At 60.7% G+C, this 16,451-nt stretch carries 15 protein-coding genes; 2 read left to right on the forward strand and 13 right to left on the reverse strand.

Going from position 1 to position 16,451, the window contains the following annotated elements; all coding sequences use genetic code 11:
* Positions 1 to 40 precede the first annotated feature (40 nt).
* Positions 41 to 1,261, forward strand: coding sequence for an acyltransferase family protein (locus G9X64_RS13540; protein WP_171376702.1), 1,221 nt, complete (start codon positions 41 to 43; stop codon positions 1,259 to 1,261).
* A gap of 167 nt (positions 1,262 to 1,428) precedes the next feature.
* Positions 1,429 to 2,166 carry a sugar transferase gene (locus G9X64_RS13545; RefSeq protein WP_168310295.1) on the forward strand — a complete coding sequence of 246 codons (738 nt, stop codon included), beginning with the start codon at positions 1,429 to 1,431 and terminating at the stop codon, positions 2,164 to 2,166.
* 211 nt (positions 2,167 to 2,377) lie between these two features.
* Here G9X64_RS13545 and G9X64_RS13550 read toward each other — a convergent pair whose 3' ends face one another.
* The 13 genes from G9X64_RS13550 to G9X64_RS13610 all read right to left on the reverse strand — a co-directional run bounded on the left by G9X64_RS13550 (position 2,378) and on the right by G9X64_RS13610 (position 16,304).
* Positions 2,378 to 2,785, reverse strand: a complete 408-nt coding sequence (locus tag G9X64_RS13550) for a F0F1 ATP synthase subunit epsilon (protein ID WP_168310294.1) — start codon at positions 2,783 to 2,785, stop codon at positions 2,378 to 2,380.
* The gene (locus G9X64_RS13555) at positions 2,785 to 3,024 is read right to left on the reverse strand and encodes a hypothetical protein (protein ID WP_003543462.1); all 240 of its coding nucleotides are present in this window, start codon (positions 3,022 to 3,024) and stop codon (positions 2,785 to 2,787) included. Before G9X64_RS13555 ends, G9X64_RS13550 begins: the two co-directional genes overlap by 1 nt.
* Complete coding sequence (atpD, locus tag G9X64_RS13560) at positions 3,024 to 4,460, reverse strand: F0F1 ATP synthase subunit beta (protein WP_168310293.1); 1,437 nt, start codon at positions 4,458 to 4,460, stop codon at positions 3,024 to 3,026. Before atpD ends, G9X64_RS13555 begins: the two co-directional genes overlap by 1 nt.
* Before the next feature lie 23 nt (positions 4,461 to 4,483).
* The gene (locus G9X64_RS13565) at positions 4,484 to 5,368 is read right to left on the reverse strand and encodes a F0F1 ATP synthase subunit gamma (RefSeq protein WP_168310292.1); all 885 of its coding nucleotides are present in this window, start codon (positions 5,366 to 5,368) and stop codon (positions 4,484 to 4,486) included.
* Positions 5,369 to 5,396: 28 nt separating this feature from the next.
* Positions 5,397 to 6,926, reverse strand: a complete 1,530-nt coding sequence (atpA, locus tag G9X64_RS13570; protein ID WP_168310291.1) for a F0F1 ATP synthase subunit alpha — start codon at positions 6,924 to 6,926, stop codon at positions 5,397 to 5,399.
* Entirely contained in the window at positions 6,926 to 7,492 is a 567-nt protein-coding gene (locus G9X64_RS13575; RefSeq protein ID WP_171376712.1) for a F0F1 ATP synthase subunit delta, read from the reverse strand. The genes atpA and G9X64_RS13575 overlap by 1 nt, the downstream gene beginning before the upstream one ends.
* Before the next feature lie 255 nt (positions 7,493 to 7,747).
* Entirely contained in the window at positions 7,748 to 8,137 is a 390-nt protein-coding gene (locus G9X64_RS13580) for an AGROH133_08824 family phage infection protein (RefSeq protein ID WP_168314782.1), read from the reverse strand.
* Positions 8,138 to 8,217: 80 nt separating this feature from the next.
* Positions 8,218 to 10,434 (reverse strand): primosomal protein N', encoded by a 2,217-nt coding sequence (locus G9X64_RS13585; RefSeq protein WP_171376703.1) that lies wholly within the window; start codon positions 10,432 to 10,434, stop codon positions 8,218 to 8,220.
* Between the two features lie 106 nt (positions 10,435 to 10,540).
* Positions 10,541 to 11,431, reverse strand: a complete 891-nt coding sequence (locus G9X64_RS13590) for an ABC transporter ATP-binding protein (protein ID WP_168310288.1) — start codon at positions 11,429 to 11,431, stop codon at positions 10,541 to 10,543.
* Positions 11,428 to 12,462, reverse strand: coding sequence for an ABC transporter ATP-binding protein (locus G9X64_RS13595; RefSeq protein ID WP_168314784.1), 1,035 nt, complete (start codon positions 12,460 to 12,462; stop codon positions 11,428 to 11,430). The genes G9X64_RS13590 and G9X64_RS13595 overlap by 4 nt, the downstream gene beginning before the upstream one ends.
* A 4-nt stretch (positions 12,463 to 12,466) precedes the next feature.
* Entirely contained in the window at positions 12,467 to 13,324 is an 858-nt protein-coding gene (locus G9X64_RS13600) for an ABC transporter permease (RefSeq protein ID WP_171376704.1), read from the reverse strand.
* Positions 13,325 to 13,330: 6 nt separating this feature from the next.
* Positions 13,331 to 14,335, reverse strand: a complete 1,005-nt coding sequence (locus G9X64_RS13605) for an ABC transporter permease (RefSeq protein ID WP_029870994.1) — start codon at positions 14,333 to 14,335, stop codon at positions 13,331 to 13,333.
* A 67-nt stretch (positions 14,336 to 14,402) separates the two neighbouring features.
* On the reverse strand, positions 14,403 to 16,304 hold the full coding sequence (locus G9X64_RS13610) for an ABC transporter substrate-binding protein (RefSeq protein WP_171376705.1): 1,902 nt from the start codon (positions 16,302 to 16,304) through the stop codon (positions 14,403 to 14,405).
* Between the last annotated feature and the right edge of the window lie 147 nt (positions 16,305 to 16,451).

Raw genomic sequence — 16,451 nt, forward strand, 5'->3', positions numbered from 1 at the left:
ACTTTTCGGCATCATGCTCTGGGCAAGGTGGGGAGGCAGGATGCGACAAGAGGAGAGACTGGCCGGAGCGGACTTTCTGCGCGCGACGGCCTGTCTGCTGGTGCTCGCCCACCACTTCGCGCTGCGGCTGGATATGCGCAGAATCCCCGACGAACTGGGACCGACCGCAAACATCCTCCGCTTCGGCAATTTCGGCGTTGCCATCTTCTTTGTGCTCAGCGGCTTTCTTCTTGCTCATCCCTTCTGGCGCGCGCTCGACGCGGGTGGCGACATGCCGAGCCTCCGGCATTACACGATCCGCAGGATGGCGCGCATCGCTCCGGGCTTCTGGTTCGCCGCCACCATCGGCTTCGTCCTCAGCCTGAAGCTGCTTGCTCTGCCGCTGACGCCTGAGCTCGTGCTCCGCTACGTCTCCGGGCTGCTGTTCATGAGCCAGTGGCATTGGCGCACCTTGTTTCCTGTCGAAGCCGACGGGCCGCTCTGGTCCATTCCCTTCGAGGTCACCAGCTATTTGCTCCTGCCGGTCTGCTTTCTCCTGCTGTTTCGTTTGCCACTCCTCAGGCAGCGCCCGTTGCGTGCTCGTTTCGCTTGGCTTTGCGTCATCACGGGCGTACTCCTCGCCCATCTGCTGATCCTGACCCTCTTTCCGCTCGACGACATCGAACGCGGCTGGCAGTACGGCCTGCAGGGCGGGGCAAAGGAATGGATGCCGAGATATAACCCGATCGGCTTCTTCGCCGTCTTCGCGCTCGGCGCGCTTGCCGCCGGCGTCGAGGTCTTGCTGCCAAGAAGGTGCTCTTCCTGGTTCGATGCCACCGCGCTCCTCGCCCTCGCCATTGCCGCCTACCGCCTCATCATATCGCCCGGCGGCTCCGCCGAAGCTTACGGCTGGCTCGAAATCCCCTATGGTTTTCCGGTCTTTCCGCTGGCGGTCGCAACGGCGCTCGTTTCGCTCAGCCATTCGCAACGCCTGGGCAAGCTGCTCGACAATGCTCCTGTCCGCTACATCGCAAAGATCTCCTTCGGCATCTATATCTGGCAGGAGATCATCCTGATACTGATCCAGAGGCTCGACCCGGGTTCGTTCGGCGCTTCCTCGGAAAATGTCGTCGCCGGCTGGCTGCAATCTTGCGGGCTTGCGGCGGCGCTCACCCTTCTGGTCGCGAGCCTCAGCTACTTCCTGCTGGAAAAACCGGCGATCGATTTCGGCAACCGGCTGACATCTCGTCAACCCAATCGGGCTACTCCTTTCAAAGTATAAATTTCCCGTAAGCGCAACTACGGGCATTAAGGTTAACGCGGAATACTCCCATTTTTGGTGTCTTTAGGGTTATCAAATTCTTATTTATACCGATGACAAACGATACGTGACCATGTATTTGTCTCACTGTTGTTCAGTATCGCATCTAAACTTGTGGACCTTGCGTAATGAATGCTTTTACTTCGAAGACGAATCCACGCTTCGATCCGTCTCAGCGTCAGGACAAAACCAAGACCCTGGTTATAGCGAACTCCAACATTCGCCAGCCGGATAGCTTTTCCCTTATCGAACAAAAGATGGCTGTGCGGCTGGGCGTGAAGCGGTTGATCGACATCGTCGCCTCAGTCAGCGCCCTCATTGCGCTCGCGCCGCTTTTTCTGGCAATCGCTCTTTTCATCAAACTCGACGATGGCGGTCCGGTGTTTTTCCGCCAGATCCGCTGGGGGCTGAACGGCCGGAAGATCACGGTCTTCAAGTTCCGGTCGATGCGCGCGGAAGCTTGTGATCCCAGCGGTATTCAACAGACCGTCAAGGGCGACAGCCGGATGACAGGCATCGGCGCGGTGCTCCGCAAGACCAATATCGACGAGCTGCCGCAGCTTTTCAACGTCCTCAGGGGCGAGATGTCACTGGTCGGCCCGCGCTGCCACGCCATCAATATGCGGGCAGCCGGCCAGCTCTACGAGGAACTGGTGCCGGACTACCACCACCGCCACATCATGCGCCCCGGCATCACCGGTCTTGCGCAGACACGCGGCTGGCGCGGCCCGACGGCACGACCGCTGCAAGCCCGCGCTCGCATCGCCTGCGATATTTATTATGTCAGGAATTTCAGCCTTCTGCTCGACCTGAAGATACTGCTTAAGACGGTCGTCATCGAGCTGCGCGGCGGCACCGGCTTCTGAGATGATCCGGCATCACTGCCGGAGGTAGGCGGTCCTACAGCGCAACGCGTCTTTTCAGACGCGCAAAGGTCGCATTGGCACTTTGAATTGCTGCGGCCGCGTCTTCATTTCAACTCGGTCGATAACGCTGTTTTCCTGCACACTGACAGATGAAGACAGAAACAAAAAAGCGGCCATCGCGGCCGCCTTTCATTGATCTTACCGATTGCAATCAATCCTGTTGAACGACGCCGCTCAGATGCGTCAGTTCCATGATGAAGTGCTCAAGCTTAGACTTGTGCTCGTGCAGCTCGGTATGTTCGAGCTCCTGGCGGGCGGCCTCGATGCGACGGGTCAGCTCGTCCTTGTGGAGTTCCTCGACCGGAACCGCGGATTCGGCAAGCAATGTGCAGCCGGTCGGCAGGATATCAGCAAAACCGCCGAACACCACGTAGTCCTGCTTCTTACCGGAGGCCGAACGCACGCTCACGACGCCCGGCTTGATCGTCGTCATCGTCGGCGCATGGTTTGCCATGACCGTCATCTCGCCTTCAGTCGCGGGGATGACGACCTCCGTCACCATCTCCGACAGCAGCAGACGCTCCGGCGAAACGAGCTCAAAGTTGAAATTGTCAGCCATCAGTGACTTACCTTCTCGGCTATGGCTTTCGCATCTTGCAATTTAGTCCCGCAGAACGGGCAGTGCATTATCGCTTGATCGAGATAACCGAGGCCTTCCTCGCTCTGGACCAGACCCACCACCATCATGAGCACGCCATTATCGGCGCGATAGACAGTCGGCGCTGCTGGTTCCGGAAGATCCGCCACGACCCCTTTCAGGGAGTCGCAGCAGAATATCTCGTCTAGCGCATCGCTCATTAAGCAGCTGCGAGCTTCTTGGCCTTTTCGACCGCTTCTTCCATCGAGCCTACCATGTAGAAGGCAGCTTCCGGCAGATGATCGTATTCGCCGTTGACGAGGCCCTTGAAGCCCTTGATCGTGTCTTCGAGAGCAACCAGCTTGCCCGGCGAGCCGGTGAAGACTTCGGCGACGAAGAACGGCTGCGACAGGAAACGCTCGATCTTGCGGGCGCGCGCGACAGCGATCTTGTCCTCTTCGGACAGTTCGTCCATGCCAAGGATGGCGATGATGTCCTGCAGGGCCTTGTAGCGTTGCAGCGTCGACTGGACCTTACGGGCGACTTCGTAGTGCTCTTCGCCGACGACCATCGGATCGAGCATGCGCGAGGTGGAGTCGAGCGGATCGACCGCCGGGTAGATGCCCTTTTCAGCGATCGAGCGCGACAGAACCGTCGTTGCGTCAAGGTGAGCAAACGAGGTTGCCGGCGCCGGGTCGGTCAAGTCGTCGGCCGGAACGTAAATGGCCTGAACCGAGGTGATCGAGCCGGTCGTCGTCGTGGTGATGCGTTCCTGCATCTGACCCATGTCGGTTGCGAGCGTCGGCTGATAACCGACGGCGGACGGGATGCGGCCGAGCAGAGCCGACACTTCGGAACCTGCCTGGGTGAAGCGGAAGATGTTGTCGACGAAGAACAGAACGTCCTGCCCCTGGTCGCGGAAGTGTTCGGCGACAGTCAGGCCGGTCAGGGCGACGCGGGCGCGCGCGCCCGGCGGTTCGTTCATCTGACCGTAAACAAGTGCCGCCTTGGAGCCTTCGCCGCCGCCATGCTTGTTGACGTTCGATTCGATCATTTCGTGGTAGAGGTCATTGCCTTCGCGGGTGCGTTCACCGACGCCTGCGAAAACCGAGTAACCACCATGCGCCTTGGCGACGTTGTTGATCAATTCCATGATCAGAACGGTCTTGCCAACGCCGGCGCCGCCGAAGAGGCCGATCTTGCCGCCGCGTGCATAGGGAGCCAGAAGGTCGACGACCTTGATGCCGGTGACGAGAATCTGCGATTCCGTCGACTGCTCGACATAGGACGGCGCATCCTGGTGGATGGCGCGCTTGTGAGCGGTGACCAGCGGACCGGCTTCGTCGACCGGCTCGCCGATGACGTTCATGATGCGGCCGAGCGTCTCGTTGCCGACCGGAACCATGATCGGAGCGCCGGTGTCGCCGACTTCCTGGCCGCGCACAAGACCGTCTGTCGAGTCCATCGCAATGGTACGGACGACGTTTTCGCCAAGGTGCTGCGCAACTTCGAGAACCAGGCGGTTGCCGTTGTTGCTGGTTTCCAGCGCGTTCAGGATCTTCGGCAGTTCGCCTTCGAAAGCAACGTCGACGACGGCGCCGATAACCTGGGTGACTCTTCCGACAGAGCCGATCTTGGGGGTAGCTGCCTCAGCCATTTTCTGACCCTCTTTTCCTAGCCTCAGAGCGCTTCCGCGCCCGAAATGATTTCAATGAGTTCCTTGGTGATCTGCGCCTGACGCTGGCGGTTGTAGCTCAACGTCAGCTTGTTGATCATCTCACCGGCATTACGCGTCGCATTATCCATCGCGCTCATCTTGGCGCCCATCTCGCCTGCGACGTTCTCAAGGAGCGCGCGGAAGACTTGGACGGAGATGTTGCGGGGAATCAGATCTTCGAGGATCGATGCCGGATCCGGCTCATATTCGTAGACGGCGCCCGCATGCGCAGCATCCTCGGTCTGCACAGCTCCCGTTGAAGCCGGGATGAGCTGCTGCGCCGTCGGAATCTGGCTGATCACCGACTTGAACTCGGAATAGAACAGCGTGCAGACGTCGAATTCGCCGGCAGCATACATCTCGATGATGCGTTTGCCGATCTGATCCGCATTCTCGAAGCCGACGCGCTTGACGTCGCGCAATTCCTTGCGCTCGATGATCAGCGAAGAGAATTCGCGGCGAAGGATGTCGTAACCCTTCTTGCCGACGGTGAAGATTTTCACCGTCTTGCCCTCGGCAACCAGCCTGCGCACATGTTCGCGTGCGAAGCGCGCAATCTGCGAGTTGAAGCCACCGCAAAGACCGCGTTCGGCCGTGCACACCACCAGCAGATGAACCTGGTCCTTACCGGTCCCGGTCATCAGCGCCGGCGCGCCGTCGGCATCGGTGACAGCTTTGGCGATGTTCGCCAGAACTGCACCCATGCGCTCCGAATAGGGCCGAGCGGCCTCGGCCGCCTCCTGCGCACGCCGAAGCTTCGCCGCGGCGACCATTTTCATCGCCTTGGTGATCTTCTGCGTCGCCTTGACGGAGGCGATCCGGTTTTTCAGATCCTTAAGTGAAGGCATCCGTTATCCGTCCTAACTTAGGGCCCGATTACGAGAAAGACTTTGCGAAGCTATCGAGAGCAGCGGTGAGCTTGCTCCTGGTATCGTCGCTGATTGCCTTTTCCGTGCGGATCGCGTCGAGGATGGCGGAGCCTTCCGAACGCAGGTATGAGAGGAAGCCCTGCTCGAACTTGCCGACCGAAGCGACCGGCAGCTTGTCGAGATAGCCGTTGACGCCAGCAAAGATCACGGCGACCTGCTCTTCCGTCTTCAGCGGCGAGAACTGCGGCTGCTTCAGGAGTTCGGTCAGGCGTGCGCCGCGGTTCAGCAAGCGCTGCGTCGCAGCGTCGAGGTCCGAACCGAACTGGGCGAAGGCGGCCATTTCGCGATACTGGGCAAGCTCGCCCTTGATCGAGCCGGCGACCTGCTTCATCGCCTTGATCTGTGCCGCCGAGCCGACACGGGAAACCGACAGACCGACGTTCACGGCCGGGCGGATACCCTGGTAGAACAGGTCGGTTTCAAGGAAGATCTGGCCGTCGGTGATCGAGATGACGTTGGTCGGAATGAAGGCCGACACGTCGTTACCCTGCGTTTCGATGACCGGCAGAGCGGTCAGCGAACCGGCGCCCTTGTCGTCGTTCATCTTCGCAGCGCGCTCGAGCAGGCGCGAGTGCAGGTAAAAAACGTCTCCCGGATAGGCTTCGCGGCCCGGCGGGCGGCGCAGCAGCAGCGACATCTGGCGGTAGGACACGGCCTGCTTGGACAGGTCGTCGTAACCGATCAGCGCATGCATGCCGTTGTCACGGAAATATTCACCCATGGCGCAACCGGCAAATGGAGCCAGGAACTGCATCGGCGCCGGGTCGGACGCGGTGGCGGCGACGATGATCGAATACTTCAGTGCGCCGCGCTCTTCGAGCACCTTGACGAACTGCGCGACGGTCGAACGCTTCTGGCCGACGGCGACGTAGACGCAGTAAAGCTTCTCGCCTTCCGGACCGTTGTCGTGAATGGCCTTCTGGTTGAGGAAGGCATCGAGAAGAATCGCGGTCTTGCCGGTCTGGCGGTCGCCGATAACCAGCTCGCGCTGGCCGCGGCCGACCGGGATCAGCGCGTCGATGGCCTTGAGGCCGGTCGACATCGGCTCATGAACCGACTTGCGCGGAATGATGCCCGGAGCCTTGATGTCGACACGCGAACGGCGCGTCGCGTTGATCGGGCCCTTGCCGTCGATCGGATTGCCGAGCGCGTCGACGACGCGGCCGAGCAGCTCAGGGCCGATCGGAACGTCGACGATGGCGCCGGTCCGCTTGACGGTGTCGCCTTCCTTGATGTCGCGGTCGGCACCGAAGATGACGACGCCGACATTGTCGGCTTCAAGGTTCAGCGCCATGCCGCGGATGCCGCCCGGGAACTCGACCATCTCACCGGCCTGGACATTGTCCAGACCATAGACACGAGCGATACCGTCACCGACGGAGAGAACCTGGCCGACTTCCGAGACTTCTGCCTCTTTGCCGAAATTTTTAATCTGGTCTTTGAGAATTGCGGAAATTTCCGCGGCGCGGATATCCATCAGCCAACCTCTTTCAATGCGAGCTTAAGGGTAGAGAGTTTGGTACGAAGAGACGTATCAATCTGACGGGACCCGACCTTCACGATCAGACCACCAAGAATTGACGGATCAACCGTGACGGCAATCGTCACGTCTTTGCCGGTAACGCTCTTGAGTGCCACCTTCAATTCGGTTTCCTGCGCTTGCGAAAGCGCATGCGCCGAGGTGACCTCGGCGGAGATTTCACCGCGATGGCTCGCGGCGATGATGCGGAAGGCCTTGATCATGCCCGGCAGGGCAAACAGGCGGCGGTTGCGCGCCACGACCTTCAGGAAATTGGCGAAGAAACCGCTAATGCCAGCCTTCTCGCTGATGGCGACGATCGCCTTCAGCTGGTCTTCAGCGGAAAAAACCGGGCTTGCAACGAAGCGCTTCAGATCGGCGCTCTCATCCAGCATAGCCTGGAAATGGTCAAGATCGGCGGTGACGCTGTCGACGGCGCCCTGCTCGAGCGCCAGTTCGAAAAGCGACGAGGCATAGCGTTCTGCAACACCAGAAGTAAGCTGGGACGTGTCTGCCACTGGCACAAATTTCCCTGATTTCAACCCAAAATCCGGCTCTCGGCGGGCGCCGAACCTATGATCTTGAATTCGTTTTGATTTCCCCCAGAAATCACAAGAGAAGCCTCTTGCTTCTTCCGAAATTCGGGGTCCGTCTAACATAGGATGTTCGGACTCGCAACACGCGTAATGCCCGAATACGCCTTTCACATGAATTTCTGTCTGCAAAATCGCGCAATGGCCGGAAAGCAGGCCAAAGAAGCCACCTGACGGGAGCGAGAGTCACGTCTGAGTGAAGCCGAAGACATAGAGCAGCGGTAGCGCGGCCAAAGCGACTTGCACAACCAGGAGTAAATAGTTGACGAGATTACTCCCCTTATCGGACAGGATCGAGATGATACGGGCAAAGGCAGCCATCGCGAAGGAGGCGCCGAGCGCCATGTAGATCCAGTCCTGGGCGAGCATGATCGCCGACAGCCCGAAACCGAGATAGAAACCACCCATCGAGCGTCCCTCTCCATATCCTTCCGGCCGCCCTTCCTGCGCCTGCAGGCCGAGAAGACGGAAAGTGTGGCCCGGCGCGAACATCATGATGAAGCCAGCGAGCGCCGTGAAAGCAGCGGAGCAAAAGGCAAGCTGCTCGCCAAACTCGGTCGGAAAGTAAAACTCCATGCGTCAGCCCCAAATCACCCGGATGAATCAGTGTTTTATGGCATGCGCCGAAAAAGGAGGGAATGGCGGCCCCCATTCATTTAGAGAAAACTCTGCGGATCGATATCCAGCTGCACCTGCACCGATCCCCGTTCCTTGGGCGATTGCGACAGCATCGCCCGTAGGAACCCCTGCATGTCCGAATTGCGCCTTCCGTGGACCAAAAGACGGAAGCGGTGGCGGCCGCGCACCAGGGCGAGCGGCGCTTCGGCCGGGCCGAGCACCGAGATGCCCGACACCTGCGGTGCGGCGTTGCGCATGCCGCGCGCATGGTTTTCAGCATCATGGCGGGTTTCGGCCGAAACGATGATCGAGGCGAGCCTGCCGAAAGGCGGCAACAGGGCGCGTTCGCGTTCGGTTATCTCGCGCTCGTAGAAGGCGTCGGAATCGCCGGAAACAATTGCCTGCATGACAGGATGCTGCGGCTGATAGGTCTGTAGCAGCCCATGGCTCTTAAGGCCGGTGCGCCCGGCCCGGCCCGTCACCTGCGACAAAAGCTGGAAGGTGCGCTCGGCCGCGCGCGGATCGCCATTGGCAAGGCCAAGATCGGCATCGACGATGCCGACCAGCGTCATCAGCGGAAAGTTGTGGCCCTTGGCCACAAGCTGGGTGCCGATAACAATATCGGCTTCGCCCTTGGCGATCGCTTCCAGCTCTAGCCGCAGCCGCTTCACCCCGCCCATGATATCCGAGGAGAGAACGATCGTCCGCGCCTCCGGAAAATGCCGTTCCACCTCCTCGGCGATGCGCTCGACGCCTGGCCCGCAGGCGACGAGATGGTCGAGCGTGCCGCATTCCGGGCACGCCTCCGGCGTGCGCTCGGCATGGCCGCATTGATGGCATTGCAGTTGCTTGCGGAAGCGATGCTCCACCAGCCAGCTCGAACATTGCGGGCATTGGAACCGGTGGCCGCAGACCCGGCAGAGCGTCAGCGGCGCATAACCGCGCCGATTGAGAAAGAGCAGCGCCTGTTCGCGCTTTTCCACCGTCTTGCCGATCGCCCGGATCAGCACCGGCGACAGGAACCCGCCCCGCTCCGGCGCGTGCCTGCGCATATCGACCAGATGTAGGTCCGGCATCGCCGCATCGCCGAAACGCGTCGGCAGGTGGACGGTGCTGTAGCGCCCGCTCTGGCCGTTGACCTGGCTTTCGACCGACGGCGTCGCCGACACCAGAATGACGGGAAAATCACCGATGCGGCCGCGCACGACGGCCATGTCACGAGCATTGTAGAAGACGCGATCCTCCTGCTTGTAGGCGGGATCGTGTTCCTCGTCGACGATGATCAGGCCGAGATCCTCGAAGGGCAGGAAGAGCGCAGAGCGAGCGCCCGCCACGACGCGCACTTCGCCGGTCACCGCCTGGCGCCAGACCTTCTCGCGCATGCGCGGCGCAAGATCGGAATGCCATTCGGCCGGCTTTGCCCCAAAGCGGTCCTGGAAGCGCTCCATGAAACTGGCCGTCAGCGCGATCTCCGGCAGCAGGATCAGCACCTGCTTGCCACGTTTCAGCGTCTCGGCAATCGCCTCGAAATAAACCTCGGTCTTGCCGGAGCCGGTCACCCCGTCGATCAGCGACACCGAAAATTCGCCCTTGCCGACATCGGAAACGATCTCTTCGGCCGCCTGCTTCTGCGGCCCTTCGAGACGTGCGGCGGCAAAATCCGGATCCGGCATCGCAACGACCGGCGGCGGCGGCAGGAATACAGTCTCGAAGATACCGAGCGTGATCAGCCCATCGACGACACTCGTCGAGACGCCCGCCGCATGCGCAAGGCCGCTGCGTGTCCATGAAAAGCCGTCGGAGGCGGTGTCAAGCACCCGGGCACGCGCCGGCGTCATCCGCTCCGGTTCGCCGCCGACGAACCTCAGCCCCTCCACCATCGGTTCCGGCTCGAAGGCGTTCGGCGCCCGGAGCGCCATGCGCGCGACGAGGCCGGGCGGCGAGAGCGTATAGGTCGCCACCCAATCGATGAAATCCCGCATCTCGCTCGAAAGCGGCGGGCAGTCGAAGACATGGCTGATCGGCCGAAGCTTCTTCGGATCGACGCCGTCCTCGCCGCCGTCCCAGACGACGCCGATCACCTGCCGCGGGCCGAGCGGCACCTGCACGACCGAACCGGGCTCGACCGCCATGCCATCCGGCACCGAATAGGAATAGGGTTTCGGCGCCGGCATCGGCACCAGCACGGGAACCGTTCGGTTCGCGGGCGGTGCCTCGAAAAGCGCGCCAAAGAGATCGGACGAATCTGTGCTCATCGCGCGAGACCATGCCCGCAAATCGATCGAATTGGAACCGCAAAGAGGGAGCGACGCGTTCCGGGTCGTCGCGACGATTTAAAGTGTGAAGCTCAGAAATTGCGCTTCACCTGGCAAGGCGGTCGCCACTGCCGGAATAGGCTTCACTTGTCTCGGCATTGCGTTGCCGCAGGCGCAGGATCGCCGATGCCTCGCGCGGATTGGGCGGCAGGACAGCGTTCTTCAACGCGATCGAATAGGCGTGTTTCGGATGTTCGAGCACGTCCCTGGCATCGCCGCTCTCCACCACCACGCCCTTGCGCATGATCACCACGCGATCGGAAATGTAATAGGCGGTCGCAAGGTCATGGGTGATGTAGACGATCGAGACTTTGAGAGCGTCACGCAGATCGCGGAAGAGATTGACGATCGACATGCGAAGCGATGCGTCGACCATCGAGACCGGCTCGTCCGCCACGATCAGCTTCGGCTCGGGTATCAGCGCACGGGCGACGGCGATGCGCTGCAATTGACCGCCTGAAAGCTCGTGGGAGAAGCGGCCTTTTATCTCCGCCATCGACAGGCCGACACGTTGGAGGGCAATGTCGGCAAACGCCTCTTTTTCGGCGCGGCTCTTTGCTCCCTTGAAGCGATGGGCGGTGGCCAGCAGATACTCGTCGATCCGCGTCAGCGGATTGAAAGCTTCGAAGGGATTTTGAAAGACTGGCTGGACCTTGGCCATGAAAGCCTCACGATCCCTGCGCGAACGCACCGCCTTCACATCCGTACCGTCGAAATGAATGCTGCCCCGATCGGCCTTTTCGCTGCCGAGGATCATTTTCGCCAGCGTCGATTTTCCGGAGCCGGATTCACCGACGATCGTGAATATCTCGGGCTTGTCGGCGGTAAGCGCAAAGCTGACATCGTCGACCGCCTTCATCTTTTCGCGCGAGAAGAAACCGCCGATCGGAAAGAGCTTGGTCACATGGTCGAGTTCGAGAAGGAAGTGGCTGCTCATTGGATCTGGTACTCCCCGGCACGGAAGCATGCGACCCGCCCGCCCGTCGCGCTCGGCAGCATGGCCGGCACTTCACGTGCGCATTTGTCAATCGCGATCGGACAGCGTGGATGGAAGCGGCATCCCGAAGGCGGATCCGAAAGTGCCGGCGGCTTGCCCCTGAGGCTCTTTCGCGTCGAGACATCACCGATGCGCGGCAGGCTGCCGATCAGGTGGACGGTGTAGGGGTGCTGGGGATTGTCGAAGATCGTCTGCGTCGGCCCCTCCTCAGCCAGCCGTCCCGCATACATGATGGCCAGCCGGTCGGTGATGGCGGCATGCACCGACATGTCGTGGGTCACGAAGATGACCGAGGACTGCATGCGGGCCTGCACTTCCTTGATCAGCGCCAGAACGTCCTGCTGCACAAGCACGTCGAGCGCCGTCGTCGGCTCGTCGGCGATGATGAATTCCGGCTCGCAGACAGTGGCGAGAGCAATCGTCAGACGTTGGCGCATGCCGCCCGAAAGCTGATGCGGAAAGGCCTCGAGCACATGCGGATCGAGATGCAGCCTGGCAAGATGCGCCTCGACGCGCGCGCGGAAGGCGGCGGGATCGAGGTTCATATGGCGGGAGGCGAAATCGGTGAAGGCGTGTTTGACCCTTCTGACCGGGTTCAGCACGTTCATCGAGCCCTGCATGATGTAAGAAAGATGACGCCAGCGTGCCGCCTTCATCTTGTTCGGTTCGCCGTAGACATCGATCGGTCCGTCGGCAAAATTGAATTTCACCGTTCCGCCGACGACGCGCATCGGCGGGCGGATGGCGCCGGCCAACGTCTTGATCAGTGATGTCTTGCCGCTCGAGGATTCGCCGGCAATGCCGTAGATCTCGTTCTTGCGGATGGTCAGGCTGATATCGTCGACTGCGCGGATTTCCCGCCGCACACCGAAATAGTCATTGACGTAATAGCATTTCAGCCCGTCGATCGTCAGTGCGTCCATGGCGTTTTCGGCAAGGGTCAAAGGCTGCGTCCTCATCAGGTTCTGCATCTCCTCAAGCTCCCATGCGGGCCAGACGCGAGCGCGGGTCGATATATTCGTTGACCGACATGGCGAGCATGAACAGGCCAAGGAATAGGATGACGACGAAGAGCATCGGAAAGGCGACCCACCACCATATGCCCGATACCATCGCGGAATGCGCATTGGCCCAGTAGATCATACCCCCGATCGTCGGCCGGTTGATGTCGGAAAATCCGAGCACCGAGAGTGTCACCTCGAGGCCGATCGCCCAGATCATATTGTTCATCGTCGTGAAGAAGACGATCGGCATGACATAGGGCAGGTGTTCGCGGATGAGGATCTGCCGTGTGCGCATGCCCGAGAAGACCGCGTGCCGGGTGAATTCCCGCTGCCGGAGAGACAGGGCGACGGAACGGATCAGGCGGCTGTCATGCGTCCATCCGAGCAGCGCTGCGGTGATCGCCAGCATGAACCACGTCATCTGGTCGCGAAGCACGAAGACCAGGAGCAGCAGGATCGGAATGTTCGGCAGTGCGCCGAGCGTATCGTTGACCGCCATGATGATCTGGTCGGTCCGGCCACCGATATAGCCGGAGATCAGGCCGACGGCGATGGCGATGATGCGGCTGACGAAGGCGACGATGATGCCGAAGAACAGCGTATTTCGCATCGAGGCGGCGATCTGCCAGAAAACCTCCTGGCCGCGCGAGGTGGTGCCGAGCCAGAATTCGACCGAAGGCGGCATGTCGGGCGCGACGACATAGATGGCATTCTCGTCATAGGGCGAGAAGAACGACACCACGATCAGCGCCAGGATGATAGCGATCAGGATGGTTCCGAGCAGGAACTCCTTGTTGTAGCGCAGCAGGTCTCTGAGGACTTTGAACATTACGGATTACCCCAGTTTCACGCGTGGATCGATCAGCGGATAGATGATGTCGATCACGAAGACCGCGGCGGCAACCGCGATGATGGCGATTGTGGTGACACCGAGCACGAGGCTGTAATCGCCGGAATAAATGCCGGAGATCAGAAGCTTACCGATCCCGGGATAATTGAAGACGAACTCGACGATGACGGCGCCGCCGAAGACGTTGCCGAGACTGAGTGCCAGGCCGGTGACCTGCGGCAGCATGGCGTTGCGCGCCACATATTGCGAAAAGATGCTGCGCGAGCGCACGCCGCCAAGTTCGGCATAGACGACGTGGTCGTCGGTGACGATGTTGGAAACCAGCGAGCGCATCGAGATGAACCAGCCGCCGATACCGACGAGCACGAGGGTCAGGGCCGGCAGGATGCCGTGTTCGATCACCGAGCTGATGAAGGCCCAGTTGAAGGCGGGCGCGAGATTGACCTGCGCGCCGTCGCTGATCGGCAGGATCGGCCAGATGAAGCCGAAGAGGATCACCAGGCTGAGGCCGATGATGTAGGTCGGGATCGGCTGCAACGCCATGATGACGATACCGGCAACCTTCAGCAGCTTGCTGCTGCGGAAATAGCCGGCAAGCGCGCCGAGAAAATTGCCGATGATCCAGGAAATGATTGTTGCGAGCGTCAGAAGCCCGACCGTCCAGGGCAATGCCCGGCCGATAACGGTCATGACGGGGGTCGGGAAAGAGGAGAGAGACGGGCCGAAATCGCCGGTCAGGACGCGACCCCAGAAGGTGAAATACTGGTCGAGCAGCGGGCCGCCGGTGCCGTAAAGTTCACGCAGCGATTCGCGAAGGATTTCGACGGCCTGCGGATCGGTGGAGCCGAAGCTCGTCAACAGCGACACGGTCTGCTCGATCGGATCGACCGGCGAAAAATGCGCGATCAGGAAGGCCAGCGTGATGCCGGTGAAGACCACGAAGAGAAATTGCAGAAAGCGTTTTGCCGCATAGATCAGAAAGCCGTTCATGACATCGACCCTTCAATAGCAGAACGGAAACAGCCGGCGGCCGGCTGTTTCCTTTGTTGTGCCTCGATCAAGGCTTCGGCGCATCCGGATTGGCCTTCAGCCCGACCACCATGTAGCGGATGTTCGACCAGTTCGGACCCGAGGCCGAATAGGGGTTGTCCGCGCTCGGATAGTTGGTCCAGTAGGTCGTATCGAGCGGTGCGAACTTGTTGTAGGCCATCAGCGGGATCATCGGCATTTCCTCGACGGCAAGCTTCAGGAAGTCCTGGCCGAGCTTGGCGACATCCGGCGAATCGAAGGCGATCGATCGGTTCTTCTCGATCAGTTGGTCGAGACGCGGATCCTGCCAGCGCTGCAGATTGCGCGGCGGCTGGATCTGCCCGACCGGCTTGATGAACTCCGAATGATAGCTGTCGAGGAAGAAGGAGAGGTCGGGATGACCGCCCCAGGTCTCGATGCTCCAGTAGATCGCCGTCTCGAAATCGCCGGTGCTGAGGCGCTGGCCATTGGTCGGGCCGGCGACGTCGACCTTGGTGGCGATGCCGGCTTGCGACCATTGCTGGGCAATCACCGTGCCGGCGCGGGCAAGCGTCGGGATGGCATCGCCTTCCACCTGCAGGCGGATCGTAAAGGGCGTGCCGTCGGGCTTCACCCACTGGCGGCCGCTTTTCTTGAAGCCTGCCTTCTGCAGCAGCTCGGTTGCAGCCTGAACGTCCTTCTTCCACCAGCCGAAGCCGAAGGTACGCTGCAGCTTGGCCGGATCGGTCGGGATCTGATCGGCCCATTGGCTACGCACCATATTGGCGATCTGCGACGAGATATTGGGATCGTAGGGCTTGATCTTGCGGGAACCGGTGTCGAGTTCGAAATTCGTCAGCCAGTCCTGCATTGGTGCGTAATAATCGTCCGGGGCAGAACCCGTCGGCGGCGTGGCAAGGGCGGCGATATTGGCCGCGCCGCGATAGGAGCCAAGCGCCACTTCGCGGATATCGATCAGCAGAGCGAGAGCCCAGCGCACGTCCTTGTTGTCGAAGGGCGCCTTCTTCGTATTGAAGAGAACGGAAGGCAGCGTCGGGTCCGGATGCGCGAAAGGAAAGCCCTTTAGCCAAGAGGCCGTGCTCTTGCTGTCGCGCATGATCGAGAACATGCCCTCGGGCGCCATGTCGTTGATGACGTCGAGATTGTGGTTGCGCTGTTCGATAACGCGGGCCTCCGGATTGCCGGCCGCACGATAGACGACGTATTTGACCTCGGGCGGCTGTGCCGCAGCTAGGCCGATCGACGTGCGCTGCCAGTCGTCGCGCAGCTTCCAGATAGTCCAGTTGCCGCCCTTGTCATAGCTCTGCAGCTGGTAAGGGCCGAGCGAAACCGGCGGATTATTGTTGAAGGACAGCGGATCTGCGGCTTTCTCGAAGACGTGCTTCGGCATGATCCAGGCGGCATTCCAGCGCACGGTAAAAAGCGTGTGGAAGCGCGAGTTCGGTTTCTTCAGATGGAAGACGACCGTCTGCGGATCCGGATTTTCCATGCTCGCGACATTGACGGTGAAGGGCGCGCTCCAGGCCATGCCGGGATGGTCGATCTGCGTCTGCACGGTATAGACCACGTCATCGCTGGTGAATTCGACGCCGTCGCTCCAGAAGATGCCCTTGCGCAACTTCACCGTCATCTCGTTGAAATCGGCGTTGTAGCTCGGCGGCTCGCTGGCCAGCGCATTCTGCCAGGCATCCTTGCCGCCCTCGGGATTGATGAACCACAGCGTATCGGTAGTCAGCTGCTGCAGGCCGTTGATGTTTGCCGCCGCCCCGCCGCCGGGAGCCCAGAGGTTGAACCAGTCGGCATTCTGCTGCGGCGTACCCTGGATGATCAGCGTTTCGTTGCGCGGTATGCCGGCAATGAAATCCTGCGCAAATGCCGGAAGGGCCATGAGCGACAATAAGGCAATGGCTGCATATTTAGGGAACTTCATCGGATGTTCCTCCTCCTCAACTCGCCACGGCGAGCGCTTCCCGTAATCAATTGACGATGGCGTCCAGCGAACCCCTGCCTGCGCGTGCCGCAGGGCACGTGCACTCCTCGGCGACGGGAGAACCCACGCCATAGTTATCGACAATTT

Source organism: Rhizobium sophorae (assembly GCF_013087515.1).
Lineage (GTDB): Bacteria > Pseudomonadota > Alphaproteobacteria > Rhizobiales > Rhizobiaceae > Rhizobium > Rhizobium sophorae.

Bases quoted from the DNA above. Each gene is read 5' to 3' on its own strand.
- G9X64_RS13545 (WP_168310295.1), top strand. From the start codon at position 1,429: ATGAATGCTTTTACTTCGAAGACGAATCCACGCTTCGATCCGTCTCAG.
- G9X64_RS13605 (WP_029870994.1), bottom strand. From the start codon at position 14,335: ATGAACGGCTTTCTGATCTATGCGGCAAAACGCTTTCTGCAATTTCTC.
- G9X64_RS13565 (WP_168310292.1), bottom strand. From the start codon at position 5,368: ATGCCTTCACTTAAGGATCTGAAAAACCGGATCGCCTCCGTCAAGGCG.
- G9X64_RS13555 (WP_003543462.1), bottom strand. From the start codon at position 3,024: ATGAGCGATGCGCTAGACGAGATATTCTGCTGCGACTCCCTGAAAGGG.
- G9X64_RS13585 (WP_171376703.1), bottom strand. From the start codon at position 10,434: ATGAGCACAGATTCGTCCGATCTCTTTGGCGCGCTTTTCGAGGCACCG.
- atpD (WP_168310293.1), bottom strand. From the start codon at position 4,460: ATGGCTGAGGCAGCTACCCCCAAGATCGGCTCTGTCGGAAGAGTCACC.
- G9X64_RS13580 (WP_168314782.1), bottom strand. From the start codon at position 8,137: ATGGAGTTTTACTTTCCGACCGAGTTTGGCGAGCAGCTTGCCTTTTGC.
- G9X64_RS13595 (WP_168314784.1), bottom strand. From the start codon at position 12,462: ATGCAGAACCTGATGAGGACGCAGCCTTTGACCCTTGCCGAAAACGCC.
- G9X64_RS13600 (WP_171376704.1), bottom strand. From the start codon at position 13,324: ATGTTCAAAGTCCTCAGAGACCTGCTGCGCTACAACAAGGAGTTCCTG.
- atpA (WP_168310291.1), bottom strand. From the start codon at position 6,926: ATGGATATCCGCGCCGCGGAAATTTCCGCAATTCTCAAAGACCAGATT.
- G9X64_RS13590 (WP_168310288.1), bottom strand. From the start codon at position 11,431: ATGAGCAGCCACTTCCTTCTCGAACTCGACCATGTGACCAAGCTCTTT.
- G9X64_RS13550 (WP_168310294.1), bottom strand. From the start codon at position 2,785: ATGGCTGACAATTTCAACTTTGAGCTCGTTTCGCCGGAGCGTCTGCTG.
- G9X64_RS13540 (WP_171376702.1), top strand. From the start codon at position 41: ATGCGACAAGAGGAGAGACTGGCCGGAGCGGACTTTCTGCGCGCGACG.
- G9X64_RS13610 (WP_171376705.1), bottom strand. From the start codon at position 16,304: ATGAAGTTCCCTAAATATGCAGCCATTGCCTTATTGTCGCTCATGGCC.